Origin of the sequence: Rhodanobacter thiooxydans (genome assembly GCF_021545845.1) — a bacterium.
Lineage (GTDB): Bacteria > Pseudomonadota > Gammaproteobacteria > Xanthomonadales > Rhodanobacteraceae > Rhodanobacter.
In genome coordinates this window covers 2,171,585-2,196,157 of the sequence record NZ_CP088923.1, presented here as the reverse complement: position 1 = coordinate 2,196,157, position 24,573 = coordinate 2,171,585, and the positions used below count along the sequence as shown (strand labels likewise).

The following is a 24,573-nucleotide window of genomic DNA, read 5'->3' as shown; positions in this document are numbered from 1 at the left end:
CTAGCGCAGCGCTGCGCGTGGCCGATTCACGGCGCAACCTGCAGCGCGAAGCCACAGCCGTTGGCCAGTTCCTGGAAGCCGGGAAACGAAGTGGCGACGTGGCTGCAGTCGTTGATCCGCACTGGCCCGGCGGCAACCAGGCCGGCCACCGCGAAACTCATCGCGATGCGGTGGTCCAGATGGCTTTCCACCGTGCCGCCGCCCAGCCGACCGCCGTGGATGGCCGCGCCGTCCGGAGTTTCCTCGATCGCCACGCCGAGCGTGCGCAGGCCGGCGGCCATGGTGGCGATGCGGTCAGACTCCTTCACCCGCAGCTCGGCCGCGCCGCGGATCACCGTGGTCCCACCGGCGGCGGCGGCGGCAATGAACAACGCAGGAAACTCGTCGATCATGTCCGGCGCCAGCGCCTCGGGCAGCTCGACGCCATGCAGCGGCGCATGGCGAACCACGAGGTCACCCACCGGCTCGCCACCCGCCTCGCGCTCCTGCTCGATCGCAATGTTCGCGCCCATCAGGCGCAACGCCTCAAGCAGGCCGGTGCGGCGCGGGTTGAGGCCCACCGCGGGCAGGCGCAGTTCGGAGCCGGGTACGATGCTCGCGGCGACCAGGAAAAACGCCGCCGAGGAGAAATCGGCTGGCACCTCCACATCGGTGGCGCGCAGCACATGGCCGCCGGAAAGTTTCGCCCGGCCTGGCGCGAACGCGATCGGCCAGCCGAACGCGGCCAGCATGCGTTCGGTGTAGTCGCGGGTCGGATGCGGCTCGATGATCTCGGTATCGCCGTTGGCATACAGGCCGGCCAGCAGCAATGCCGACTTCACCTGCGCGCTGGCCACCGGCAGCTCGTAGCGGATGCCGTGCAGCGGCTGGCCACCATGCACGTGCAGCGGCGGCAGACCGCCTTGCGTGTCGATGCGCGCGCCCATCAGCGCCAGCGGGTCGGTGACGCGGCGCATCGGCCGCTTCGACAACGAGGCGTCGCCGACCAGGGTGCTGTCGAACGCCTGTCCTGCCAGCAGCCCGGCCAGCAGGCGCATGCCGGTGCCGGCGTTGCCGCAGTCCAGCGCCTGCGTGGTGCCGCGCAGGCCGTGCAGGCCCGCGCCGTGCACTACGCGCTCGCCGGGCGACGGCGTGTCGATGCGCACGCCGAGCTGCGCCAGCACGGCGGCGGTGGCGCGGGTGTCCTCGCCTTCGAGAAAGCCGCGGATGCGCGAATCGCCCTCGGCGATCGCCGCCAGCATCAGCGCGCGATGCGATACCGACTTGTCGCCGGGCACGCGCACGCTGCCGCGCAGCGGGCCACCGGGCCGGCTGCTCCAGTCCAGGCGGCCGCTCAAGGCAGCGCTACCGGGTAGGAGCCGAGCACGCGGATGGTCGCCGCCGACGTACCGATCTCCTGCACCGACGCCTGCAGCGCGAGATCGTCGATATGGCCGGAGACATCAATGAAGAACGCGTACTGCCATTTGCCGGTATGCGCCGGCCGCGATTCGATCCGGTTCAGGCTGACGCCGTGCTTCGCGAACGGGTTGAGCACGTCGTACAGCGCGCCAGGCTTGTCGTTCACCGTGACCAGCAGCGAAGTACGGTCGTTGCCCGAGGGCGGGAACAGCGTGCGGCCGATCACCAGGAAGCGGGTGGTGTTGTCGGCGCGGTCCTCGATGCCCTGCGCCACTGTCTTCAGCCGGTAGACCTTGCCTGCGCTTTCACCGGCGATCGCCGCGACATCGTCGGCATGCAGCGCCAGTCGTGCCGCCTCGGCGTTGCTCGACACCGCAATGCACTCGATCTCGGGCAGGTTGATGCGCAACCAGGTCTTGCACTGCTGCAGCGACTGCGCATGGGCATAGATGCGGCGCACGTCCTCCAGCCTGCCGCTGCGCGAGTGCAGGCACTGGTGCACGCGCAGCTCGATCTCGCCGCAGATGGTGGCCGCGGAAGTGAGGAACATGTCCAGGGTCACCTGGATCATGCCCTGCCCCGAATTCTCCACCGGCACCACGCCGAAGTCGGCGTGCCCGGCGGCGACTTCCTGGAACACCTCCTCGATGCTGCCCAGCGGCAGGCTATAGGCGGCATGGCCGAAATGCTTGCGCACGGCCTGTTCGCTGAAGGTGCCCTCCGGACCGAGGAAGCCGATCTTCAGCGGGTCTTCCTGCGCCAGGCAGGACGACATGATCTCGCGAAACAGCCGCACCATCTCGACGTCGGACAACGGTCCCTGGTTGCGGTCCACCACCATGCGCAGCACGTGGGCTTCGCGCTCGGGACGGTAGTAGTCGATCGCGGAGAGCCCTTCGCCCTTTACCTTCGCCACCGTGCGTGCGTGGTTCGCGCGTTCGGAAATCAGCTGCTGGATCTGCCGGTCGATGCTGTCGATGCGCTCGCGCATCTCGCTCAACGGGGTCTTGGGATCGGTCATGCGTTCAGCCGCCTGGATGGATGGAAGTCCAAATGATGAAGCGGCATCTTGCCGTAAAACATCGTCCGCGTCCGCTCAGCGCTTGTGAAGAAAACCACCTCCTGTGGTTTTCTTCAGTCGCGAGTCCGGTACACGCCCGGACTCGCTCACATGAAACAGTCACTGGCGTGACTGTTTCATGTCCGGCCCTCGGGCAGCCGCTCCTGCGCTGCCTCAACTCGGGCATCGGGCAACTGCTCCTGCGTTGCCTCAACTCGGGCATCCATGCCCTCGCTATGCCCTCGCCGTGGCCGGTCTGAGAGGTTGAAAAAATCACAACCTCTCAGCCGTGCCGCTGCGCGAAGTCCCGCATGAACGCCACCAGCGCCTCGACTGCCTCCAGCGGCACCGCGTTGTACAGCGAGGCACGCATGCCGCCCAGCGCCTTGTGGCCCTTCAGCGCGATCAGGCCGGCCGCTTCCGACTCCTGCAGGAACGCCGCGTCCAGCGCAGCGTCGTGCAGGGTGAAGCGCACGTTCATGCGCGAGCGCGCGGACAGTTCGACCGGGTTGCGGTAATAGCCGCCGGAGCCGTCGATGGTCCGGTACAGCAGTTCGGCCTTGGCCCGGTTGCGCTCGGCCATCGCGCCCAGCCCGCCCTGTTCCTTCAGCCACTGGAAGGTCAGCCCGGCCACGTACCAGCCCCAGGTGTTCGGCGTGTTGAGCATCGAGTCGGCGGCGGCGTGCTCGGCGTAGCGGAAGATCCGCGCCATTGGCCGGCCGGCCCGCTGCAGCAGATCGCGGCGCACGATCATCAGCACCAGGCCGGACGGGCCGATGTTCTTCTGCGCACCGGCGTAGACCAGCCCGAAACGGCGCACGTCCAGCGGCTCGGACAGGATGTTCGAGGAGAAGTCGGCCACCAGCGGCACCGTGCCGCCGACGTCGGGAACGGTGTGGAACTCGACGCCGTGGATGGTCTCGTTCGGTGTGTAGTGCACGTAGGCGGCGTTTGGGTCGAGTCGCCAGTGCTCGCGCGACGGCAGCTTCAAATAGTCGTCCGCCTCACTGCTGGCCGCCACGTTGACCCGCAGGTAGGGTTTGGCTTCGCTGACTGCCTTGGCGCTCCAGTGGCCGCTGACGACGTAGTCGGCGCTGTCGCCCTCGCCCGCCAGGTTCATCGGGATCTGCGCGAAGTGCTGGGTGGCGCCGCCCTGCAGGAACAACACGGCGTAGTCGCCCGGTATCCCCATCAGCTCGCGCAGATCGGCTTCGGCCTGCGCGGCCATCGCGATGAAGCGCTTGCCGCGGTGCGACTGCTCCATCACCGAAGCGCCGCTGCCGTTCCAGTCCAGCATGTCGCGCTGGGCGCGTTCGAGTACCGCCAGCGGCAACGCCGCCGGACCGGCGCTGAAGTTCCAGACTCTGCTCACGTGCGGCTGCGTCCTGTCGAAAGGTGTTTTGCGCATTATGGCGCGGCGCAGCATGACGCCGTCAACTACCGCAACCCGTCGTCAGAAGCGGATCAGCAGCACCAGCGCGATGCCCAGTGCCAGCACGGCGGCGGTGACGATCAGCCACCACACTTCGCCGCTCGGGCCGGCCGACTCTTCCGGCAGGTGCGGCGGCAACGGTTCGGCCAGCACGATCTCCGGCTCCGGCTCCATGCCCGGCCCGTCGAGCACGAAGCGGTGCATCGCCACGCCGATCTGGTCGCCGGGGTGCAAAGCCAGCTTCTGCGCCACCACACCGTTCACCCGCAACGGGTGCTGCTCGCACGAGCGGGTGGTCTCCAGCCACAGCTGACCGCCTTCCCAGAAAATCCGCAGCGCCACGACACCACCCTGCGGCAACTCCAGCGGACAATTGCCGTGCGGCCCGAACGTCAGGCTGTCCTGCAACGGCAGCACCCGGCCCGACAGCGGGCCGGCCACGGCGCGCAGGGCCACAGTGCAACGGCCCTGCGCGGGCACGTTCAGCAACGGGCGTTGGGCGGGGTCCTCGTCATCGCGCAACAGCAGGCGGCAGTCGCCCACGCTGACCACGTCGCCGGCGCGGAGCAAGGCGCGCTCGCGCACCGGCCGCGCGTTGACGTAGATGCGGTCGGCCGACGGCAGCACCTGCAGCACCCAGCCGCGGCGATCCTGCTGGATACGCAGGTGCTGCGGCGCCGCCTGGCTGGCGGCCAGCACGAGATCGTTGTCCGGCGCGCTGCCGATGCGCAACTGCGGCTGCACCCAATGGAAATCCTCGCGGGCCGCATGGGGAAATTCGATACGCATGGATCAACCGGTCGATGGACCGCGAGACTCTAGCATGCGGCCACATCGCATTAAGATGCGTCTTTGCCAGGAGCCCGCCATGCCCAAGATCGATATCCGCCGCCCGCACCAGTTGCCGATCGCCGAGGCCCGCGCCGTGGTCGACCTGGTGGCCGCGCGCATGCGCGAGAAGTTCGGCATGGATGGGCGCTGGCTGGACGACACCTTGCTGTTTTCCCGCCCCGGCGTCAGCGGCTCGATCGCCGTGGGCAAGGAGACGATCCAGGTCAAGGCCGAGCTGGGCCTGCTGCTGGGGCCGCTGAAAGGCATGATCGAACAGGAGATCCAGCGCAAGCTGGACGAGCATTTCACCTGACCTCCATCGCCCCGGGCCGGCGCTGATGATTCTTTGACCATGCCCCCATCCGTGGCATAATCGACGGCTTACGCAGCCATGACGGCTGCGCGTGAACCCCGGAACACATGGCCAAAGACGACGTCATCGAAATGGAAGGCACGGTCCAGGAGACCCTGCCGAACACCATGTTTCGTGTGCAATTGGAAAACGGGCACGTCATCATCGCCCACATTTCCGGTCGCATGCGCAAGCACTACATCCGCATCCTTACCGGCGACAAGGTCAAGATCGAAATGACCCCGTACGACCTGAGCAAGGGCCGCATCACCTACCGCATGAAGTAAGCGCGGCGGTGTTGCCGGCTGCCGCGCCCGCGAGGCGACGGCAGCGGACATGACAAAGGCGGCGCCCATGCGCCGCCTTTGCTTTGCCCCGCTTCCCGGTTTACTCGACCACGGCCGGCAGCTTCTCCGCCGCCTTGCAGTCGACCTTCAGCTCGCCATCGGCCACGCTCAGGCGGACCACGCCGCCCTCGGCCAGCTTGCCGAACAGCAGCTCGTCGGCCAGCGCGCGCTTCACCTTTTCCTGGATCACCCGCGCCATCGGTCGCGCGCCCATCTGCGGGTCGAAGCCGTGCTCGGCCAGCCAGCGGCGGGCATCGGCGCCCACGTCCAGGCTCACCCGCTTCTCGGTCAGCTGGCTTTCCAGCTCGATCAGGAACTTGTCGACCACGCGCAGAATGTGCTCGAAGTCGAGCGCACCGAACTGGATGATCGCGTCCAGCCGGTTGCGGAACTCCGGGGTGAAGATGCGGCGGATCACTTCCATCGCATCCGATTCGTGCTTTTGCTCGACGAAGCCCATGCTGCGTCGTGCGGCGATCGCCGCACCCGCGTTGGTGGTCATCACCACCACCACGTTCTTGAAGTTCGCCTCGCGGCCGTTGGTGTCGGTCAGCACGCCGCGGTCCATCACCTGCAGCAGGATGTTGAACACGTCCGGGTGCGCCTTCTCGATCTCGTCCAGCAGCAGCACCGCGTGCGGATGCTTGGTGACCGCCTCGGTCAGCAGGCCGCCCTGGTCGAAGCCGACGTAGCCCGGAGGCGCGCCGACCAGCCGCGACACCGAGTGCGCCTCCATGTACTCGGACATGTCGAAGCGGATCATCTCGATGCCCAGCTGCATCGCCAACTGCTTGGTCACCTCGGTCTTGCCCACGCCGGTGGGGCCGGCCAGCAGGAAGCAGCCGATCGGCTTGGACGGATCGGCCAGGCCCGAGCGGGCCATCTTGATCGACGCAGCCAGCGCCTCGATCGCCGGATCCTGGCCGAACACCACCATCTTCAGGTTGCGCTCGAGGTTGCGCAGCACGTCGCGGTCCGAGGCCGACACCTGCTTGGCCGGGATTCGCGCCATCTTCGCCACGATGTACTCGACCTCGCCCACGTCGACCTTGCCGGTGCGCTGGTCTTCCGGCAGCAGCCGCTGGCGGGCACCGGCCTCGTCGATCACGTCGATCGCCTTGTCCGGCAGCAGCCGGTCGGGGATGTGCTTCACCGACAGGTCCACCGCCGCCTTCAGCGCCTCGTTGGTGTACGCCACGTGGTGATGTTCCTCGAAGCGCGAGCGCAGGCCCTTGAGGATCTCGATGCTGTCGGCCACGGTCGGCTCGACCACGTCGATCTTCTGGAAGCGGCGGGCCAGCGCGCGATCCTTCTCGAACACGCCGCGGTATTCCTGGAACGTGGTCGAACCGATGCAGCGCAGCTCGCCGGAAGCGAGCATCGGCTTGATCAGGTTCGACGCGTCCATGGTGCCGCCCGACGCCGAGCCGGCGCCGATGATGGTGTGGATCTCGTCGATGAACAGGATCGCGCCCGGCTGCTTCTTCAGCTGCGCGATCACGCCCTTCAGGCGCTTCTCGAAGTCGCCGCGGTACTTGGTGCCGGCCACCAGCGCGCCCAGGTCGAGCGACCAGATGGTGGCGCTTTCCAGCACTTCCGGTACCTCGCCGTCGACGATGCGCTTGGCCAGGCCCTCGGCCAGCGCGGTCTTGCCCACGCCGGCCTCGCCCACGTACAGCGGGTTGTTCTTGCGCCGGCGGCACAGCACCTGGATGGTGCGCTCGATCTCGTCGGCGCGGCCGATCAGCGGGTCGATCTTGCCTTCCAGCGCCAGCTCGTTGAGGTTGCTGGCGAACTCGTGCAGCGGGTTGCCCTTCGGCTCGCCGCCCTCCTCGCCCTCGCGCTCGCCGCCGGACACGCCGGCCGCCGGCTCGTCGCCGATCTTGGCGATGCCGTGCGAGATGTAGTTGACCACGTCGAGCCGGGTGATCTCCTGCTGGTGCATGAAGTACACCGCGTGCGAATCCTTCTCGCCGAAGATCGCCACCAGCACGTTGGCGCCGGTGACTTCCTTGCGGCCGGAGGATTGCACGTGGTAAACGGCGCGCTGCAACACGCGCTGGAAGCCTAGCGTCGGTTGCGTGTCGCGCTCATCGCCGGGCGGCAGCACCGGCACGGTCTCGTTGATGATGCGTTCCAGATCGGCCGACAGCCGCGGCAGGTCCGCACCGCAGGCGCGCAGGGCGCCCAGCGCCGACTGGTTCTCGGTCAGCGCCAGCAGCAGGTGCTCCACCGTCATGAATTCATGGCGCTGTTCACGGGCCCGCTTGTAGCAGTGGCCGATGGTGACTTCCAGATCCTTGCTGAACATTCGGATCATCTCCGCTTGCAATGTTGAGCGGCCTTCAGCGCCGCGATGAGCACAAAATGGGGTCGCTCAAAGCTTTTCCATAGTGCACAGCAACGGGTGTTGATGGGAGCGTGAATATTCGTTGACGTGGGTTACCTTGGTTTCGGCCACTTCGCGGGTAAATACACCGCATACGCCCCGTCCGCGCGTATGGACGTGCAGCATCACCTGCACCGCCTGTTCCTGATCCAGGTTGAAGAAGGTACGCAGCACCTCGACCACGAAGTCCATCGGGGTGAAGTCGTCGTTCAGCAGCAGTACCTGGAACAGTGGGGGTCGCGCCACCTCGGGCTTGGCGGTTTCCAGCGCCAGGCCGCGGCCGCTGTCCTGCTCGTTGTCGGGTTGATGGACCATGTTTTCCGGCATCGTGTTTCTGGCTGGGAGTATACGCTGCGACGGTGCGTCCACCTGTCGCGGTGCGATGGCAGAGGTGATGGCACAATGACGCTTTTTCCAGCCCCACGTTCCCGCATGCCCGCCGCCCTCGCCCCTGCCGAAGTCTGGCGCCCGCACGTCACCGTCGCCTGCGTGGTGGCCGACGGCGGGCGGTTCCTGATGGTCGAGGAAGAGGTCAACGGCCGGCCTGCCTGGAACCAGCCGGCCGGCCATCTGGAAGACGGCGAAAGCCTCGCCGCGGCCGCCCTGCGCGAGACGCTGGAGGAAACCGGCTGGACGGTGCAACTGCAGCACCTGATCGGCGTGCACCAGTGGCGCAGCACCGAGCACGGCGACGTGGTGGTCCGCTTCAGCTTCGCCGCGCGTGCGCTCAGCCACGACCCGCAGCGTGCGCTGGACACCGACATCCGCCGCGCCGTGTGGCTGACCCGGGCCGAGATCGCCGCCCTGGGCGAGCGCCTGCGCAGCCCGATGATCCTGCAGAGCATCGACCTGTGGCTGTCCGGCCAGCGGCTGCCGCTGGATGTGCTGAGCCACTTCCCCGCAGGCAGCGCATCGTGAAGGTGATGCTGGGCATCTCCGGTGGCGTCGACTCCTCGGTGGCGGCCCTGCTGCTGCAGCAGGCCGGCTACCAGGTGGAAGGCCTGTTCATGCAGAACTGGGAGGAGGACGAGCGCAGCGGCCCCTGCACGACCGATGCCGACCGCAAGGATGCCGTGGCCGTATGCGGCCGGCTCGGCATCCCGTTCCACACACGCAACTTCGCCGCGGAATACTGGGACGGCGTGTTCGAACACTTCCTCGCCGAGTACCGCGCCGGGCGCACGCCGAACCCGGACGTGCTGTGCAATCGTGAGATCAAGTTCAAGACCTTCCTGGATGAGGCCCGCACGCTCGGTGCCGAGAAGATCGCCACCGGCCACTACGCCCGCGTCGACTGCAAGGACGGCCGCTACCGGCTGCTGCGCGCGGTGGATGCGGCCAAGGACCAGAGCTATTTCCTGCACGCACTGGGTCAGCAGCAGCTGGCCGCCACGCTGTTCCCGCTGGGCGGGATCGAGAAGCCCCGTGTGCGCGAGATGGCCCGCGCGGCGGGGCTGCCTACCCACGCGAAGAAGGACTCCACCGGTATCTGCTTCATCGGCGAGCGCGATTTCCGCGGCTTTCTGGCCCAGTACATCCCCGCTCGCCCAGGCGAGATGCGCACGCCCGCCGGCGAGCTGGTCGGCGAACACCAGGGCGCCATGTACTACACGCTGGGCCAGCGCAACGGGCTGGGCATCGGCGGCCGCCACGGCGCCGGCGGCGAGGCGTGGTACGTGGTCGGCAAGGACGTGGCGGCGAACGTGCTGTACGTGGCCCAGGGCGGCGAGAACCGCTGGTTGTATTCACGCCGGCTGCGCTCGGAGCTGCCCAGCTGGATTGCCGGCGCCGCGCCGGCCACCCATTTCCGCTGCACCGCGCGTACCCGCTACCGCCAGGCCGACCAGGCCTGCGAGGTCGGGGTGACCGACGACGGACTTGAGGTACGCTTCGACGAACCCCAGCGTGCCGTCACCCCCGGGCAATCGGTGGTCCTCTACGATGGCGAGGTCTGCCTCGGCGGCGCGGTGATCGCCGCCACCGACGCGCCCTACGGCAGCCTGCTGCCGCCATTCCAATCCTTCCCCACGCATCCCGCAGGAGAATCGCAAGCTCGTGTTTGAAACTTTTTCCATGACCGAAGAGCGCGTGCTCGCCCTCGCCGGCCTATTCCAGGCCTGTGCACTGGCGCAGCAGCTGGCCAACGAGGGGCGCTGCGACGAAGCCGCGATGGAGGCCAGCGTGGCCAGCGTGTTTCGCATCGACGCGCCTTCGGTGGTCGGCGTGTACGGCAACATCTCGAACGTGCGGCTCGGCCTGCGCACGCTGATTGCGCAACTGGACGAAAGCACCCCGGACATGTCGGTGACGCGCATGACGGTGACCGTGATGCGGCTGGAGCGCAGCCTGTCATCGCGCGCGGACCTGCTGGAGAAACTGCAGCAGGGAATTATCGCCGCCCAGCGGCAGGTCGAGCATTTCGGCCAGGATTCCAGCCAGGTCAGCAGCCGGCTGGCCGAGGTCTACGCATCGACCCTGTCGATCCTCAAGCCGCGCGTGATGGTCAGCGGCAACCCGCAGCAATTGCAGCAGACCGCCGTGGTGGAAAAGGTGCGCACGAACCTGCTCGCCGCCGTGCGCTCGGCGGTGCTGTGGCGGCAACTCGGCGGGCGCCAGTGGCAGCTGCTGCTGTACCGGCGCCAGTGCAGCATGCTGGCCCGCGGCCTGCTGACTGGGGCCACGCTGGACCATCGCTGACCACGGTCCGCCCGACGGCGGAAAAGCAAACGGCGGGCTGATGCCCGCCGTTTTCCTTCCCTGGGTGGAACTCCCTTGCGATAGACCGTCCGTCACTCAACCCGTGCAGGCAGCGTGTCGCCTGCACGTGTCAGTGGCATGGCATCAGAATGACACTTCGCCGAACACGCCGATCTCGTTGGTCTTGGTGTTCTGCACGTGCGGCGGCACCGGGGTGGTGACCGACTTTTCGACCTTGCCGTGCTTCCACACGCCGGCCAGCTTGAAGCCCTTGGTCACCTGGTACTCGACGCCGGCGTTGTAATAGCTGTCCTTGGCATCGCGATCCAGGCTCTTGCTGAGCTTGGCATTGTCGTAGCGGGCGAAGATGTTCACGTTGTCAGCCACCGCCACGCTGCCCCAGAGCGAGTAGCCGTCGGCCTTGTCCGAAGACAGGGTGCGCACGTTGTTCCAGTTCTTCGCGGTGAAGTACTCGGCACCGACGCGGAAGTCCTTGCTGGCATAGGCCACCATGAAGTCGCCGCGCGTGGCGGTATGCTGCGCATCGATGTTCTCGGTCTCCTGGCCGCGATGGCCGCTGTAGCCGCCGACCGCCACGATCATGTTCTCGAACGGCACGAAGCCGACGCGGCCTTCGAAATCCACGCCCTTGCTGCGGCCCGGGTTCTTGTAGCCGTTGCCGTTGACCACCGACACCGCATAGTTGAGCGACTTGCTGGCGCCGATGTCGCCACCCAGGTGCAGGCCCCAGTCGGCCGAGGTGCCGTACTTCAGACGGTCGGTCAGGACGTTCTCGACGTAGCGGAAGCCGTAGTACTTCTCGACGAACGGGATCCATGGCAAGTCGCTCGAACCGATGCGGAATACCGCAGCCTGGTCGAACTTGCCCTGCACGTAGGCCTTCTTGACGAACAGGTTGGTCTGGCCATCGTTGCTGACATAGTTGAAATCGGTGGTCAGGTTGGCCGACCAGATATCGTTGAACTGGTGGTCGATACCGAGGTAGAAGCGCTTCACGTCCATGCCGATGCCGGACTTGTCGCTCTTGCCCTTGTCGCTGTTCTTGTCGTCGATGCTGGTGAAGTCGAAGAACATCTTGCCCGACAGCGTGGTGTTGTTGATCGCCTTCGACAGCGCGGCGAGCTTCTTGTCGCTGGCCGCCGTCACATTGGTGGCCTTCTCCACCGCCTGGCCGGTGCTGACGTTGATCTCGGACTGGGCGTCGGTGCGCTGTTCCAGTTCGTCCACCTTGGACTGCAGCGCGGCCAGTTGTGCCTTCAGCTGTTCGATCTCGCCATTGTTGGCGGCGGCCGTCCTGCTCTGCGCCGGCGCCCTCTGCGCCGGCGCCGCGGAAGCTGCAACACTGGTGAGGCCTAGGCCGGCGGCAATCGCCACCGCAATCAGTTTGGAACGCATGTGATTCTCCGCAAGTGGGTGGAAAGCATCTCGATCGCCCCCTCGATCCGATGGCTGGCTAGCGATTGGTTAACAATTCTGACCCGGGAATTTTACGGTTGGGTGCAGATTTGATGACAAATCAAAGACAGCACCACGACACCGCAGGAAAGTGCGCATCTCATGCCGCATGATGCGGCTGATATGCTTCGTCGATGGATATTCCCAGCAACAACATTACCGCACCGCGCATGGCTGAGCGGTTTCGCGGTTTCCTGCCGGTGGTGATTGACGTGGAAACCGGCGGCTTCGATGCCGAGCATGACGCCCTGCTGGAGATCGCCGCGGTGCCCTTGACCATGGACGAAGGTGGCTACCTGCGGTCGCAGCCCACCGTATCCACGCACGTGGAGCCGTTTTCAGGCGCCAATCTGGACCCGCGTTCGCTGGAGATCACCGGCATCGACCCGACCAACCCGCTGCGCGGGGCGCTGGCCGAGAGGCAGGCGCTGGACCATATCTTCCATGTAGTGCGCGAGGCGGTGCGCGCGGCCGGCTGCCAGCGGGCGATCCTGGTCGGCCACAACGCCGCGTTCGACCTCGGCTTCCTGAACCAGGCGGTGCGTCGTTGCGGCCACAAGCGCAATCCGTTCCACCCGTTCAGCTGCTTCGATACGGTCAGCCTCGGCGGCCTCGCCTACGGCCAGACCGTGCTGAGCAAGGCGGTGCTGGCCGCCGGCCACGCGTTCGACAGCCGCGAGGCACACTCGGCGGTGTATGACGCCGAGCGCACCGCCGAACTGTTCTGCAGCGTGGTCAACCGCTGGCGCCAGTTGGAACTGTTCGAGCAGGCCCGCAGCGGCCTCGACGCCGCCTGATCCGTCGTGCAGGCGCGCCACCACCGGCTGCGGCCGTCGTGCGTCGCCGAATGCCAGGCTCAGCCCGCATGAAACGGCCATGTGACAGTTTGTCATATGCCTGCAACATTCATTTCATCCAATGGCAACACGAAAAGCCTGAAATGGTGGGGTCGCATCCGACTTCCCTCCAAGGAGCTACCGTGTTGACCATCAACAAAACTCCACTTCGCTTCGCTGCCGTGGCCGCGCTTGCCGTGGCCTCGACCTTCGGCGCAGCCGCGCACGCCACCGACATTACCGGTGCCGGCTCCAGCTTCGTCTACCCGGTCATGTCCAAGTGGTCGGCGGCGTACGCCGAGAAGACCGGCAACCACCTGAACTACCAGTCGGTCGGTTCCGGCGCGGGTATCGCGCAGATCAAGGAAGGCACCATCGATTTCGGCGCCTCCGACGCGCCGATGAAGGCTGAGGACCTGAAGAAATTCGGCCTGGGCCAGTTCCCGATCGTCGTCGGCGGCATCGTGCCGGTGGTCAACATCTCCGGCGTGCAGGCCGACCAGATCAAGCTGGACGGCGCCACCCTGGCTGACATCTTCCTGGGCAAGATCAAGAACTGGAACGATCCGAAGATCGCCGCGCTGAACGCCGGCCTGGCCCTGCCGGCCGGCAAGATCACCGTGGTGCACCGCTCGGACGGCTCGGGCACCTCGTTCAACTTCACCAACTACCTGTCCAAGGTCAGCCCGGAGTGGGCCAGCCAGGTGAAGTTCGGCACCGCTGTGGAATGGCCGACCGGCGTGGGTGGCAAGGGCAATGAAGGCGTGTCGCAGTACGTACGCCAGATCAAGGGCTCGATCGGTTACGTCGAATACGCCTATGCGGTGAAAAACAAGCTTGCCTGGGTCGACCTGAAGAACGCCAGCGGCAACTTCATGAAGCCGAGCGCCGATGCCTTCGCCGCCGCCGCCGCCACGGCGGACTGGACCAGCGCCAAGGACTTCAACCTGATCATGACCAATGCACCGGGCAAGCAGGCGTGGCCGATCACCGCCACCACCTGGATGATCATGTACAAGTCGCCGAAGAACGCCGGCAACAGCAAGGTCGCCTTCGACTTCTTCAAGTCCGCGCTGGAACACGGCCAGCAGGCTGCCAGCGAACTGGATTACGTACCGCTGCCGGCCTCGCTGGTCAGCCAGATCGAAGCGTACTGGGCGTCCGAGTTCAAGCATTGATGCCGTGAAACGAAATCCCCCGCCGATCCTGTCGGCGGGGGATTTCAAGTTTTTATCCGCACTACTGGATCCTCATGCCAGCGACCGAAACGGCCATCCCGGCTCCCGACATCCTGGAACAGCGCAGCCGTCGCGATGCCCGCCACGAGCAGCTGTTCCGCTGGCTGTTGAAGGGCTGTGCGCTGCTCGTGCTGGCCTCCCTGCTCGGCGCCGCCGGCGCCACGCTGTGGGGTGGCCGCGACGCGTTCAGCGCGTTCGGCTGGCACTTCCTGGTCAGTGCGGAGTGGGATCCGGGCAATGAGGTCTACGGCGCGCTGGTGCCGGTCTACGGCACGGTCGTCACCTCGTTCATCGCGCTGCTGATCGCGGTGCCGATCAGTTTCGGCATAGCGGTCTATCTTTCCGAGGTCGCGCCGACCTGGCTGCGTACGCCGGTCGCCTCGGCGATCGAACTGCTGGCCGGCATTCCCTCGATCATCTACGGCATGTGGGGCCTGTTCATCTTCGCCCCGTTCTTCGCCGACCACATCAAGCCGTGGCTGACCAGCAACCTCGGCAACAAGCCCGACGACGGCAAGCTGTCGTGGGTGGCCGAACACGTGCCGTTGATCGGCAAGCTGTTCGGCAGCGACTACCCGTTCGGCGCCAGCATCCTGGTGGCCGGCATCGTGCTGGCGATCATGGTCATCCCGTTCATCTCCTCGGTGATGCGCGAGGTGTTCCAGACCGTACCGACACGATTGAAGGAGTCGGCCTATGCGCTTGGCTCCAGCACTTGGGAAGTATCGTGGGACATCGTGCTGCCATATACCCGCTCGGCGGTGATCGGCGGCATCTTCCTCGGCCTCGGCCGCGCGCTGGGCGAGACCATGGCGGTGACCTTCGTGCTGGGCAATGCGATGCACCTGTCGGCGTCGCTGCTCGATCCGGGCGCCTCGATCGCCTCGACCATCGCCAACCAGTTCAGCGAGGCGGTCGGCTTGCAGAAGTCCGCGCTGATGGCGCTGGCCTTCCTGCTGTTCGTGGTCACCTTCATCGTGCTGCTGATCGCGCGGCTAATGCTGCGCCGGCTGGCCAGCAAGGAGGGACGCTGATGAGCGCGCTGTACCTGCGCCGCCGCGTCACCAACGCGGTCGCCATGTCGTTGAGCATGCTGGCCACCCTGGTCGGCCTGGCCTTCCTCGCCTGGATCCTGTGGGAAACCCTGCGCCAGGGCATCGGCGCGCTGGACCTGAAGCTGTTCACCAAGGTCACCGCCTATGGCGAGGACGGCGGCCTGCTGAACTCGATGGCCGGCAGCTTGATCATCAACTTCATCGGCATCGGCCTCGCCACCCCGATCGGCGTGCTGGCCGGCACCTGGCTGGCCGAATACGCGAACCGCACCCGGCTGGGCGAATCAATCCGCTTCCTCAACGACATCCTGCTGTCGGCGCCGTCGATCGTGATGGGTCTGTTCGTCTACACCATCATCGTGCTGCCGAGCACCGCCCTCACCCACGGCAAGACCACCTTCTCCGGTTTCGCCGGCGGCGTGGCGCTGGCGCTGATCGCGCTGCCGGTGATCGTGCGCACCACCGACGAGATGCTGCGGCTGGTGCCATCCACGCTGCGCGAGGCGGCGCTGTCGCTGGGCGTGCCGCAGTGGAAGCTGACCTTGCAGATCCTGATCCGCGCCGCGCGCTCGGGCATCATCACCGGCGTGCTGCTGGCGCTGGCGCGGATCAGCGGCGAGACCGCGCCGCTCTTGTTCACCGCGTTCGGCAACAATTACATGGCGTTCAACCCGATGGACAAGATGTCCAGCCTGCCGCAGATCATCTACCAGTACGCCAACGACCCGGGCGACGCCATGCACGCCCTGGCCTGGGCCGGCGCGTTCGTGGTCACCATGTTCGTGCTGCTGCTGAGTCTGGCCTCGCGCCTGATCCTTTCCCGCAACAAGGTATCCCATGACTGATTCCGCCCTCGCCACGAATCCCGCGCCGGTGGCGGCGGCAGCAGCCGTCGCACCCAAGCTCATCGTGCGCGACCTGAACTTCTACTACGGCGGGTTCCAGGCGCTGAAAAACATCAGCATGGACATTCCGGAGAAGCAGGTCACCGCAATCATCGGCCCGTCCGGTTGCGGCAAATCGACCCTGCTGCGCATCTTCAACCGCATCTACGCGATCTACCCGAAGCAGGAGGCGAAAGGTTCGATCGAACTGGACGGCGAGAACATCCTGGATCCCGGCTACTCGCTGAACCGCCTGCGCAGCAAGGTCGGCATGGTGTTTCAGAAGCCGGTGCCGTTCCCGATGACGATCTTCGAGAACGTCGCCTACGGCATCCGCCATCACGAGAGGCTGTCGAAGCCGGACATGGAAGGCCGCGTGGAACAGGCCATGCGCAGCGCCGCGCTGTGGGACGAGGTGAAGGACAAGCTCAAGCAGAACGCGCTCGGCCTGTCCGGCGGCCAGCAGCAGCGCCTGTGCATCGCCCGCGCGATCGCGCTGCGGCCGGAAGTGCTGCTGCTGGACGAACCCACCTCGGCACTCGACCCGATCGCCACCAGCCGCATCGAGCAATTGGTGGAAGAGTTGAAAAGCCAGTTCACCATCGTCATTGTCACCCACAACATGCAGCAGGCGGCGCGCGTCTCCGACCTCACCGCCTTCATGTACCTTGGCGAGCTGATCGAGTTCGACGAGACCGAGAAGATCTTCACCAAACCGGGCAAGAAGCAGACCGAGGACTACATCACCGGGCGCTTCGGCTGATTGACTGAAAACCCCTCTCCCTCTGGGAGAGGGTTGGGGTGAGGGTTCGGGCGGAGCATCAGCACCCCGCTCCGCCCGCACCCTCATCCGCCCTTCGGGCACCTTCTCCCAGAGGGAGAAGGGACAAGACACGAGGCATACATGAACACCGGCACCGACCACATCATCAAGAGTTACGACAGCGAACTGGCCCGGCTCACCGGCGAGATCGTGCGCATGGGCGAACTGGCGGTGACGCAGCTTGAGGCGGCCATCGACGTGCTCGAGCGGCGCGACGAGCGCGCCGCCCAGCGCGTGGTCGGCAACGACGACGCGATCGACCAGCTGGAACAGGAAATCGGCCACGACGTGGTGCGCCTGCTGGCGCTGCGCGCGCCGATGGCCAGCGACCTGCGCAACGTGTACGCAGCGCTGCGCATTGCCTCGGACATCGAACGCATCGGCGACTACGCCGCCAACGTCGCCAAGCGCTCGATCCCGCTGTCGATGGTGGCGCCGGTGGCTCCGGTCGGCGGCCTGCACCAGTTGGCCGCGCTGGCTGCAGCCGAAGTGCGACAGGTACTGGTGGCCTACCGCGACCGCGATGCCGAACGCGCCTACCAGGTGTGGAAGGACGACGTGGTGCTGGACGAGGCCTATACCGGCTACTTTCGTCAGCTGCTCACCTACATGATGGAAGACCCGCGCAACATCACGCCGTGCACCCACCTGCTGTTCATGGCCAAGAACATCGAGCGCATCGGCGACCACGCCACCAACATCGCCGAGAACGTGTGGTTCCAGGTCACTGGCGAGCCGCTGGACAAGCAGCGCAGCAAGCGCGACCTTACCTCGAGCCCGGAAACCACCAAGCTCGGCGAGTGAACCGGGAACGCACGCCGCTCCGTAGGGCGGGCACCGCCCGCCGGCTTTTGCAGTTGAATGATTTCCGCGAGAGCGGCGGACGGTGCCCGCCCTACTGTTCTTCAGCTAGCCGGCGGTAAGCTTGAGGCCGACGATGCCGACCACGATCAGCGCCACGCACAGCAGCCGCGGCAGCGTGGTCGGGTCGCCGAACAGCATGATGCCCAGCACCACTGCGCCGACCGCGCCGATGCCGGTCCAGATCGCATAGGCGGTACCGATCGGCAGCGTCTTCACCGCCATCGCCAGCAGCACGATGCTGACCGCCATCGCCGCCAATGTGCCGACCGTGGGCCACAACCGGGTAAAACCTTCGGTGTACTTGAGGCCGATAGCCCAGACCACTTCGAACAGGCCGGCCAGCAGCAGATAGATCCACGCCATGTGGTGTTCCTCTGTGTGCGGCAGGGCCGTCCCCGCAATGGGAAAGCGCACAGGGTCGTCCCTGCGCACGCCGCCGCTACGGCAACTCGCGAGCCTCGCGTCGACGCTTGATGCCACGCACGATGCCGTAGCTGCCGATCAGCAACCACGCCACCTGCATGATGAACGCCGCCAGATTGAAGTTGCCGAAGCCCAGCGACAGCATCACGCCGATCGCGCCCAGCACATTCATCAACTGGTAGACCAGGCCACTGCCCTGCAACTTGCGCTCCTGCAACAGGAAGAACGCCAGCAGCACCAGCGCCACGCCGAGATAGCCGGCCCAGTCGTACCAGAAAAAATTCATCTTTTCGCTCCACGCTGGCGCAGGGCCTCGAACAGCGCGACGCCGGTGGCGACGGAGACGTTGAGACTTTCCATCGTGCCCGGCATGGGGATCTTCGCCACGAAATCGCACAACTCGCGGGTCAGTCGGCGCAGGCCCTCGCCTTCGCTGCCCAGCACCAGCGCCACCGGTCCCTGGAAGTCCACGCCGTAGACGGTGGTGTCGGTGTCGCCGGCCAGGCCGGTGATCCACACGCCGGCGTCCTTCAGTTCGCGCAACGTGCGCGCCAGGTTGGTCACCGCGATCAGCGGCACGCGGTCGGCACCGCCGGCCGAGGCCCGGCGCACCACCGGTGTCAAGCCCACCGCGCGATCCTTCGGCACGATCACCGCGGTGACCTTCGCCGCCGCCGCGCTGCGCAGGCAGGCGCCGAGGTTGTGCGGGTCAGTGACGCCGTCGAGCACCAGCACCAGCGCGTCGCTGCCGTCGCGCTCCAGCAGGCCGGGCAGGTCGCTCTCATGCGCCGCGGGCGCCGCTTCATAGCGCGCGGCCACGCCCTGGTGGCGGGCCTCACCGGCCAGCCGGTCCAGCTCGTCGCGCGGACGATGCTGCACCGGGATCTTCAGCTTCTGCGCACGCTCGGCCAGCTCCAGCACGCGGGCATTGCGCTGGCCGTTCTCCACCAGCACCTCGCGCACGCGCTCGGCGTCGTTGCTCAACGCGCCTTCCACCGGATTGATGCCGACGATCCAGCTCTCGCTCATGACTTGCCTTTCGGTTTCGATTTGCGGCCAGCGTGTTTCTTCGGCGTCTGCGGGGCGGCAGCGGGGACCGGCCCGCGTTTGGCGGAATCGCCTTTGCGCGGACGACGGTCGGATGACGGCTCGACCTTGCGGCCCTGCTGCTGCCCACCACCCGCCTGCTGGCGCGTTGCCGCCGCTGCACGCGGCGGCGGATGATCACTCATCGCGGCCTTGCGCGGGGCCGGCGCCGGCGGTGCAGCGACCTCGACCTCCTTGCGACCAAACGCGCGGCCGATCGCCTTGGCCGCCCGACCGAACATGCCCGGTGCCTTGGCCGTAGCGGCGGCCTTCTTCGGCAGTGAGTAACGCTCGCCCGCGGCGGCATAGTCGTAGGCCTTGCCGCTGCCGGCCGGCGGTGCGGCCGGCGTGCGCGGCGAGACTAGCCGGAAGTCGATCTTGCGGTCTTCCAGGCTGGCGCGCAGCACCTTGATCCGCACGTGGTCACCGAGGCGGAACTGCGCGCCGGTGCGCTCGCCCTTGAGCAACTTGCGGGTGGCATCGAAGTGGTAGTAGTCGTTCATCAGCTGGCTGATGTGCACCAGGCCGGATACCTTCGACTCGTCCAGTTCCACGAACAGGCCGAACGAGGTGACGCCGGTGACCACGCCGTCGAACTCGCTGCCGATGTGCTTTTCCATCCACGCGCACTTGAAGCGCTCGTCCACGTCGCGCTCGGCCTCCTCGGCGCGGCGCTCGCGCTGCGAACAGTGGATCGCCATCGCCGCCATCTCGGCGGACGTATAGGTGTAGTCGGAAGGCTTGCCCCCGCTCAGCGCGTAGCGGATCGCGCGATGCACCAGCAGGTCGGGGTAGCGGCGGATCGGCGAGGTGAAGTGCGCGTACGCCTGCAGCGCCAGGCCGAAGTGGCCGCGGTTGTCCGGCTGGTACGCCGCCATGCTCTGCGCACGCAGCAGCACGCTCTGGATCAGCTCGCGCTCGGGGCGCTCCTGCACCAGCGCCAGGATTTCGGCGAAGTCCGCCGGCGTCACCTCGTCGACCGGCGGCATGCGCAGCTTGAACTCGCGCAGGAACTGCTGCAGGTCTTCGTACTTCTCCGCCGGCGGCGGCTCATGCGCGCGGAACAGCGCGGGAATTTTCTTCTTCTCCAGGAACAGCGCCGCCTGCACGTTGGCGGCGATCATGCATTCCTCGATCAGCTTGTGCGCGTCGTTGCGCTCGGTGGCGCCCATCGATTCGACCCCACCGGTCTGGTCGAGACGGAACTTCACCTCCGGCGTCTCGAAGTCGATCGCGCCGCGGCGCTTGCGCTGGCCCGCCATCGCCTTGTACAGCGCATGCAGGTGCTCCAGCTGCGGCAGCACATCGGCCACCTCGTGGCGCGCGTCCGGTTCGCGCAGGCCCACCGCCTGCCACACCTTGTCGTAGGTCAGCCGTGCATGCGACAGCATCACCGCGTCGTAGAACTTCGACTTGGTCACGTTGCCCTCGGTGTCGACCAGCATCTCGCAGACCATGCACAGTCGCTCGACGCTCGGGTTCAGCGAGCAGATGCCGTTGGACAGCGTCTCCGGCAGCATCGGCACCACGAAGCCGGGGAAGTAGGTGGAGGTGCTGCGCTCGAACGCTTCCTTGTCCAGCGCGTTGCCGACCTGCACGTAATGCGAGACGTCGGCGATCGCCACGATCAGGCGCCAGCCGCCGCCACGCCTGGGTTCGGCGTATACCGCGTCGTCGAAGTCGCGCGCGTCGGCGCCGTCGATGGTCACCAGCGGCAGCTGGCGCAGGTCGGTGCGGCCCTCGCGCTCGGCGGCGGTCACCGCCGGTTCCACCTGCGCCGCGTCGCGCAGCACCTCGGCCGGCCATTCGTGCGGCAGGTCGTGGCTGGCGATCGCCATCTCCACCACCAGCGACGGCTGCAGGCGCTCGCCCAGCACCGTGCGGATCTCGCCGATCGGGCCGCGCTGCAGGGTCGGCGGGTCGGTGATCTCGGCCACCACGATCTGGCCGGAGCGCGCGCCCAGCTCGCGGCCGGGCTTGATCATCACGTCCTGGTTCAGGCGGCGGTCGTCCGGCGTCACCAGGGTCACGCCGTTGTCGATCACCACCCGGCCGACCAGCCGCGGCGAACGGCGCTGCAGCACCTCGGCGATCGCGCCCTGCCGGCGACCGCGGCGGTCGATGCCGACCACGCTGGCCAGCACGCGATCGCCGTGCATCACCGCGCGCATCTGCTGCGGCGACAGGTACAGGTCGTCGCCGCCCTCGTCCGGGCGCAGGAAGCCATAGCCCTCGGCATTGGCCAGCACCACGCCGGCGATCAGGTCCAGCTTCTGCGTGGGCGCGTAGCCACCGCGCCGGCCCAGCAGCAGCTGACCGTCGCGCACCATCGCAGCGAGCCGTTTGCGCAACGCCTCCAGGTCGGTTTCATCGTGGATGTCCAGCGCCTCGGCGATGCGCGCCTCAGTCAGCAATTCGCCACGCTGTTCGAGCAGGGCGAGGATCGCCTCGCGGCTGGGGATCGGGCGCGCATAACGCCGCGCCTCGCGATCGGCATGGGGATCGCGCACGGCGCCTGCGGCAGCCTTGTTGCGCTTGTCGGGTGCAGTGGTGACTCGCGGCGCTTGTTTGGCGGGCTTCTTTGCGGCACGCGAGTCCTGGGGATGGCCGGAACGGGGGGGAGTTTTTCTGGTCACTCAAGGTCCTTGTGATGTTTGCGCCGCGGAGCATGCCACGTCGCAGCGAATGGATGTGAAAAGTGTTGACAAGCCGCCGACAGATGCCTAAATTACGCGGCTCACGCAGCTCGGTGAGCGGTGTGACACCTGCCCAGGTGGCGGAATTGGTAGACGCACTAGCTTCAGGTGCTAGCGGGGGCAACTCCGTGGAGGTTCGAGTCCTCTCCTGGGCACCAATTGTAAACGAAGCCCGCAGCAATGCGGGCTTTCGTCTTTTCAGGGGGTCGTTCGAGCGCTTGGTCCACGCTTGGTACACAAGTTGGCCATCTTCAGCGCGCGCCGCGCACCGGCAGGATGGCCCAGGCTCCAAGCGCAACGAGGGCCGCTGCCATGGTGAACAGGGCGGTATAACTCCCGCCGCTCGCCAAAAGGATGCCCGGTGCAATTGCCGGCATCAGCGACTGCGGCATGACGTTGGCGATGTTGAAGATGCCAAGATTCCTGGCTGCATGTGTTTCTCGTTCTGGCAACACATCGGTCACCAGCGCCAGATCCGCGGCCAGGTATCCCCCCTGCGCGATGCCGGTGATCGCCATGGCTACGAGGAAATAGGTGTACGAAGTGGCAAAGGCGATCATCAACAAGGCCAGCGCATAGATCAGTGCCGTACCGCAGACGAAAGCCTTGCGCCGCCCGCGGGCATCCGACAGCCCGCCGCCCACGACACTGGCGACTGCTACCGCACCGGATTGCACCAGGGTCGACAGAAAGATCCACCGCGGCACAGCAGCCGGGGCGCAGCCCAACTGATGGATCAGATAGAACTCCTGGTAGGTCATCAGCAGCGCGACACCGGCATAGAGCAGGAAACGGCTGCCCCATGCCCAGGCGAAGTCGGGGAAACGCAGCGGATTGATCCAGAAGCTGCCCAGGAATTCGCGCCACCCGTAACGCGGCCGCTGCATTGCAGCCAGATGATGGTCGGGCAATACCCAAGCCAGGAGGAATGCGCCGGCCAAGGCGATCACCGCTGGCACCAGAAAGATGGCCAGCGCGGAATACGCAAGGAGCTCCACCAGATAGGTGCCGCCCACCATACCCACCGGCAGGCTGACACCCACGATGCCGGATACCATGCCGCGCTGTGACGCTGGAATCTGATCGGCGAGGATTGCAGTCAGCGCGGCCAACTGCGCATTGTAGGCAAGTTGCGTGATGCACCAGCCCAGCAGCAGTTGCGGAACCGACACGGCCATCGCGACGACCGCCAACCCGACTACTCCCCCCGCGGCGCCGGCAATCAGCCAGGGCCGTCGCATGCCGAAGCGCGAGGTCGTGCGATCCGAGAGGCTGCCGAAGAACGGGTTGCCGAACAGCGCAATCAGCGCCCCCACGCCCACCACCAGCGACAGGCTGCCCGTCGCGTGCGCCGGGGTAATCTCGCTCACACGCATTGCCAGACCCACCAGGATGGGCGGCAGCAGCGCCATCCACAGACCCATGTAGGCCATGCCGTAGATCGCGATGAACGGCCAGCCGGCACGGCGCACTGGTGGCGCCTCACCCGCGCATGCACCGACGGGCATGGGTAGCCCGCGCATCACCACTCCGGCCTCGTCGTCGATCACCGCCCCTCCGCTTCGTCGATCCGCGCGCCAGGTCTCCTGCGCCGGTGCTGGACGGATATTACGGTTTCCGGGGCGCGGCCGTGGATGCGCGCAAGTGCACCTCGTAGGGCACCCGTGCCTGCTGGGGTGCGGAGGCATCGCGGATCGACTGCAGCACGCTTTGCACGGCAAGGCAGCCGAGCTCGCGGCATGGCTGGTGCACCGTGGTCAGGCCGGGCGAGATCAACTGCGATACCGGTGTGCCGTCGAAGCCGCATACCGACAGATCGTCGGGAATCGACAGTCCGCGTTCGTAGGCCTCGCGCATCACGCCGCAGGCCATGTCGTCGTTCGCCGCGAAGATCGCCGTGGGCGGGCGCCGCTGGTCGAGCAGCGCCCGGGCACCCGCCGCCCCCGACGCGAAGGCGAAATCCCCGTCCACCACCAGCGACTCGTCGAAAGCGATGTCGGCCCGGCGCAGCGCGTCGCGATAGCCGGCGAGCCGCCAGATGCGGGCGCCGTGCCCCTGTAGCCCGGCGACGTGGCCGATGCGCCGGTGCCCGAGCGAAATCAGGTGCTCGACGATCTCGGCGGCCGCCCTGCGCTCGTCGAAACCGACGTCGATGCGTGACTGGTGCAGGCGGGAGGAGATCGTCGCGTAGGGAATGTCCAGCTCGTCGAGGCGTTGCAGCAGCTTCGCGTTGTTCGCATGCGGCGGCACCAGCACCAGCGCGTCCGGCCGGTGCGTGGCCACGAAGCCGTCGATCCGCGCGGCCAGGTCGTCCGCTGCGTCGAACGGATGCAGCACCGCGTTGTACGGTGTCCCCTTGCACGCTTGCAGCACGCCCACGATCAGCTCCATGGTGTAGCTGGAACCGGCCATCGGGTTGTCGTACAGCAAGGCGACCAGGTACGAGCGGTTCCCCGCCAGGCTGCGCGCCGACGCATTCGGCACGTAGTTGAGCGCACGGATCGAGGCCTCGATCCGCGTGCGCAACCTGGCACGCACGCTCGGATTGCCGTTCAGCACGCGGGATACCGTCTTGGTGGATACGCCGGCATGCGCAGCGACGTCTTCGATTCTCGCAGGCATCTGCAGATCCCGCCCCCGTATGGTTTGCAGCGTTCCATGCTACCCCAAGTGGAACGCGCAC

At 66.6% G+C, this 24,573-nt stretch carries 24 protein-coding genes and 1 tRNA gene; 12 read left to right on the top strand and 13 right to left on the bottom strand.

Annotated features, from left to right (window positions below; all coding sequences use genetic code 11):
• Window positions 1-26: 26 nt before the first annotated feature.
• The 4 genes from aroA to LRK53_RS09745 all read right to left on the bottom strand — a co-directional run bounded on the left by aroA (window position 27) and on the right by LRK53_RS09745 (window position 4,682).
• Window positions 27-1,337: a 3-phosphoshikimate 1-carboxyvinyltransferase gene (gene aroA / locus LRK53_RS09760; protein ID WP_027491708.1), complete on the bottom strand. Its 1,311-nt coding sequence runs from the start codon at window positions 1,335-1,337 to the stop codon at window positions 27-29.
• Complete coding sequence (gene pheA / locus LRK53_RS09755; RefSeq protein WP_027491707.1) at window positions 1,334-2,422, bottom strand: prephenate dehydratase; 1,089 nt, start codon at window positions 2,420-2,422, stop codon at window positions 1,334-1,336. The genes aroA and pheA overlap by 4 nt, the downstream gene beginning before the upstream one ends.
• A 322-nt stretch (window positions 2,423-2,744) precedes the next feature.
• Entirely contained in the window at window positions 2,745-3,833 is a 1,089-nt protein-coding gene (gene serC / locus LRK53_RS09750) for a 3-phosphoserine/phosphohydroxythreonine transaminase (RefSeq protein WP_027491706.1), read from the bottom strand.
• 81 nt (window positions 3,834-3,914) lie between these two features.
• Window positions 3,915-4,682 carry an FHA domain-containing protein gene (locus tag LRK53_RS09745; RefSeq protein ID WP_235642028.1) on the bottom strand — a complete coding sequence of 256 codons (768 nt, stop codon included), beginning with the start codon at window positions 4,680-4,682 and terminating at the stop codon, window positions 3,915-3,917.
• A 79-nt stretch (window positions 4,683-4,761) separates the two neighbouring features.
• Here LRK53_RS09745 and LRK53_RS09740 point away from each other — a divergent pair, with 79 nt between their 5' ends.
• Entirely contained in the window at window positions 4,762-5,037 is a 276-nt protein-coding gene (locus LRK53_RS09740; RefSeq protein WP_027491785.1) for a polyhydroxyalkanoic acid system family protein, read from the top strand.
• Between the two features lie 107 nt (window positions 5,038-5,144).
• Window positions 5,145-5,363 carry a translation initiation factor IF-1 gene (gene infA / locus LRK53_RS09735; RefSeq protein ID WP_007508585.1) on the top strand — a complete coding sequence of 73 codons (219 nt, stop codon included), beginning with the start codon at window positions 5,145-5,147 and terminating at the stop codon, window positions 5,361-5,363.
• Window positions 5,364-5,463: 100 nt separating this feature from the next.
• Here infA and clpA read toward each other — a convergent pair whose 3' ends face one another.
• Window positions 5,464-7,734: an ATP-dependent Clp protease ATP-binding subunit ClpA gene (gene clpA / locus LRK53_RS09730; RefSeq protein WP_027491784.1), complete on the bottom strand. Its 2,271-nt coding sequence runs from the start codon at window positions 7,732-7,734 to the stop codon at window positions 5,464-5,466.
• A gap of 66 nt (window positions 7,735-7,800) precedes the next feature.
• On the bottom strand, window positions 7,801-8,127 hold the full coding sequence (gene clpS / locus LRK53_RS09725; RefSeq protein WP_027491783.1) for an ATP-dependent Clp protease adapter ClpS: 327 nt from the start codon (window positions 8,125-8,127) through the stop codon (window positions 7,801-7,803).
• A 117-nt stretch (window positions 8,128-8,244) separates the two neighbouring features.
• On the opposite strand from clpS, the gene LRK53_RS09720 reads away from it, so the two are divergent.
• From LRK53_RS09720 to hflD, 3 genes are read left to right on the top strand one after another with little or no spacing between them, the layout of a single operon-like run.
• Entirely contained in the window at window positions 8,245-8,730 is a 486-nt protein-coding gene (locus LRK53_RS09720; RefSeq protein WP_027491782.1) for an NUDIX hydrolase, read from the top strand.
• The gene (gene mnmA, locus LRK53_RS09715; RefSeq protein ID WP_027491781.1) at window positions 8,727-9,875 is read left to right on the top strand and encodes a tRNA 2-thiouridine(34) synthase MnmA; all 1,149 of its coding nucleotides are present in this window, start codon (window positions 8,727-8,729) and stop codon (window positions 9,873-9,875) included. Before LRK53_RS09720 ends, mnmA begins: the two co-directional genes overlap by 4 nt.
• Window positions 9,876-9,885: 10 nt before the next feature.
• On the top strand, window positions 9,886-10,509 hold the full coding sequence (gene hflD / locus LRK53_RS09710) for a high frequency lysogenization protein HflD (protein ID WP_235642027.1): 624 nt from the start codon (window positions 9,886-9,888) through the stop codon (window positions 10,507-10,509).
• A gap of 144 nt (window positions 10,510-10,653) precedes the next feature.
• Here the strand turns inward: hflD and LRK53_RS09705 are convergent, their stop codons facing one another.
• Window positions 10,654-11,925, bottom strand: a complete 1,272-nt coding sequence (locus LRK53_RS09705; RefSeq protein ID WP_027491780.1) for a porin — start codon at window positions 11,923-11,925, stop codon at window positions 10,654-10,656.
• Between the two features lie 194 nt (window positions 11,926-12,119).
• On the opposite strand from LRK53_RS09705, the gene rnt reads away from it, so the two are divergent.
• The 6 genes from rnt (at window position 12,120) to phoU (ending at window position 17,625) form a co-directional block, all read left to right on the top strand.
• Complete coding sequence (gene rnt, locus LRK53_RS09700; RefSeq protein ID WP_027491779.1) at window positions 12,120-12,782, top strand: ribonuclease T; 663 nt, start codon at window positions 12,120-12,122, stop codon at window positions 12,780-12,782.
• Between the two features lie 185 nt (window positions 12,783-12,967).
• Window positions 12,968-13,999, top strand: a complete 1,032-nt coding sequence (pstS, locus tag LRK53_RS09695) for a phosphate ABC transporter substrate-binding protein PstS (RefSeq protein WP_027491778.1) — start codon at window positions 12,968-12,970, stop codon at window positions 13,997-13,999.
• 74 nt (window positions 14,000-14,073) lie between these two features.
• The gene (gene pstC, locus LRK53_RS09690) at window positions 14,074-15,093 is read left to right on the top strand and encodes a phosphate ABC transporter permease subunit PstC (RefSeq protein WP_027491777.1); all 1,020 of its coding nucleotides are present in this window, start codon (window positions 14,074-14,076) and stop codon (window positions 15,091-15,093) included.
• Entirely contained in the window at window positions 15,093-15,959 is an 867-nt protein-coding gene (pstA, locus tag LRK53_RS09685; RefSeq protein ID WP_027491776.1) for a phosphate ABC transporter permease PstA, read from the top strand. The genes pstC and pstA overlap by 1 nt, the downstream gene beginning before the upstream one ends.
• Window positions 15,952-16,761: a phosphate ABC transporter ATP-binding protein PstB gene (pstB, locus tag LRK53_RS09680; RefSeq protein ID WP_027491775.1), complete on the top strand. Its 810-nt coding sequence runs from the start codon at window positions 15,952-15,954 to the stop codon at window positions 16,759-16,761. Before pstA ends, pstB begins: the two co-directional genes overlap by 8 nt.
• Before the next feature lie 141 nt (window positions 16,762-16,902).
• Window positions 16,903-17,625: a phosphate signaling complex protein PhoU gene (gene phoU / locus LRK53_RS09675; protein WP_027491774.1), complete on the top strand. Its 723-nt coding sequence runs from the start codon at window positions 16,903-16,905 to the stop codon at window positions 17,623-17,625.
• A gap of 105 nt (window positions 17,626-17,730) precedes the next feature.
• Here the strand turns inward: phoU and sugE are convergent, their stop codons facing one another.
• The 4 genes from sugE to rnr form a co-directional block, all read right to left on the bottom strand.
• Window positions 17,731-18,048 (bottom strand): quaternary ammonium compound efflux SMR transporter SugE, encoded by a 318-nt coding sequence (gene sugE, locus LRK53_RS09670; RefSeq protein ID WP_027491773.1) that lies wholly within the window; start codon window positions 18,046-18,048, stop codon window positions 17,731-17,733.
• Window positions 18,049-18,124: 76 nt separating this feature from the next.
• On the bottom strand, window positions 18,125-18,394 hold the full coding sequence (locus LRK53_RS09665; RefSeq protein ID WP_027491772.1) for a CBU_0592 family membrane protein: 270 nt from the start codon (window positions 18,392-18,394) through the stop codon (window positions 18,125-18,127).
• Entirely contained in the window at window positions 18,391-19,137 is a 747-nt protein-coding gene (rlmB, locus tag LRK53_RS09660; RefSeq protein ID WP_027491771.1) for a 23S rRNA (guanosine(2251)-2'-O)-methyltransferase RlmB, read from the bottom strand. Before rlmB ends, LRK53_RS09665 begins: the two co-directional genes overlap by 4 nt.
• Window positions 19,134-21,704 (bottom strand): ribonuclease R, encoded by a 2,571-nt coding sequence (rnr, locus tag LRK53_RS09655; protein ID WP_235642026.1) that lies wholly within the window; start codon window positions 21,702-21,704, stop codon window positions 19,134-19,136. Before rnr ends, rlmB begins: the two co-directional genes overlap by 4 nt.
• Window positions 21,705-21,961: 257 nt before the next feature.
• Here rnr and LRK53_RS09650 point away from each other — a divergent pair.
• Window positions 21,962-22,048 (top strand) — tRNA-Leu (locus LRK53_RS09650).
• A 93-nt stretch (window positions 22,049-22,141) separates the two neighbouring features.
• On the opposite strand, the gene LRK53_RS09645 is transcribed toward LRK53_RS09650, so the two are convergent.
• Both LRK53_RS09645 and LRK53_RS09640 read right to left on the bottom strand, forming a co-directional pair.
• Complete coding sequence (locus LRK53_RS09645; protein ID WP_027491770.1) at window positions 22,142-23,440, bottom strand: MFS transporter; 1,299 nt, start codon at window positions 23,438-23,440, stop codon at window positions 22,142-22,144.
• Between the two features lie 58 nt (window positions 23,441-23,498).
• A complete protein-coding gene (locus tag LRK53_RS09640) occupies window positions 23,499-24,512 on the bottom strand; it encodes a LacI family DNA-binding transcriptional regulator (RefSeq protein WP_027491769.1) in 1,014 nt (337 codons plus the stop codon).
• Window positions 24,513-24,573 lie beyond the last annotated feature (61 nt).

Bases quoted from the DNA above. Each gene is read 5' to 3' on its own strand.
- pheA (WP_027491707.1), bottom strand. From the start codon at position 2,422: ATGACCGATCCCAAGACCCCGTTGAGCGAGATGCGCGAGCGCATCGAC.
- LRK53_RS09745 (WP_235642028.1), bottom strand. From the start codon at position 4,682: ATGCGTATCGAATTTCCCCATGCGGCCCGCGAGGATTTCCATTGGGTG.
- LRK53_RS09740 (WP_027491785.1), top strand. From the start codon at position 4,762: ATGCCCAAGATCGATATCCGCCGCCCGCACCAGTTGCCGATCGCCGAG.
- infA (WP_007508585.1), top strand. From the start codon at position 5,145: ATGGCCAAAGACGACGTCATCGAAATGGAAGGCACGGTCCAGGAGACC.
- clpA (WP_027491784.1), bottom strand. From the start codon at position 7,734: ATGTTCAGCAAGGATCTGGAAGTCACCATCGGCCACTGCTACAAGCGG.
- clpS (WP_027491783.1), bottom strand. From the start codon at position 8,127: ATGGTCCATCAACCCGACAACGAGCAGGACAGCGGCCGCGGCCTGGCG.
- LRK53_RS09720 (WP_027491782.1), top strand. From the start codon at position 8,245: ATGCCCGCCGCCCTCGCCCCTGCCGAAGTCTGGCGCCCGCACGTCACC.
- hflD (WP_235642027.1), top strand. From the start codon at position 9,886: ATGACCGAAGAGCGCGTGCTCGCCCTCGCCGGCCTATTCCAGGCCTGT.
- LRK53_RS09705 (WP_027491780.1), bottom strand. From the start codon at position 11,925: ATGCGTTCCAAACTGATTGCGGTGGCGATTGCCGCCGGCCTAGGCCTC.
- rnt (WP_027491779.1), top strand. From the start codon at position 12,120: ATGGATATTCCCAGCAACAACATTACCGCACCGCGCATGGCTGAGCGG.
- pstC (WP_027491777.1), top strand. From the start codon at position 14,074: ATGCCAGCGACCGAAACGGCCATCCCGGCTCCCGACATCCTGGAACAG.
- pstA (WP_027491776.1), top strand. From the start codon at position 15,093: ATGAGCGCGCTGTACCTGCGCCGCCGCGTCACCAACGCGGTCGCCATG.
- pstB (WP_027491775.1), top strand. From the start codon at position 15,952: ATGACTGATTCCGCCCTCGCCACGAATCCCGCGCCGGTGGCGGCGGCA.
- phoU (WP_027491774.1), top strand. From the start codon at position 16,903: ATGAACACCGGCACCGACCACATCATCAAGAGTTACGACAGCGAACTG.
- sugE (WP_027491773.1), bottom strand. From the start codon at position 18,048: ATGGCGTGGATCTATCTGCTGCTGGCCGGCCTGTTCGAAGTGGTCTGG.
- LRK53_RS09665 (WP_027491772.1), bottom strand. From the start codon at position 18,394: ATGAATTTTTTCTGGTACGACTGGGCCGGCTATCTCGGCGTGGCGCTG.
- rlmB (WP_027491771.1), bottom strand. From the start codon at position 19,137: ATGAGCGAGAGCTGGATCGTCGGCATCAATCCGGTGGAAGGCGCGTTG.
- LRK53_RS09640 (WP_027491769.1), bottom strand. From the start codon at position 24,512: ATGCCTGCGAGAATCGAAGACGTCGCTGCGCATGCCGGCGTATCCACC.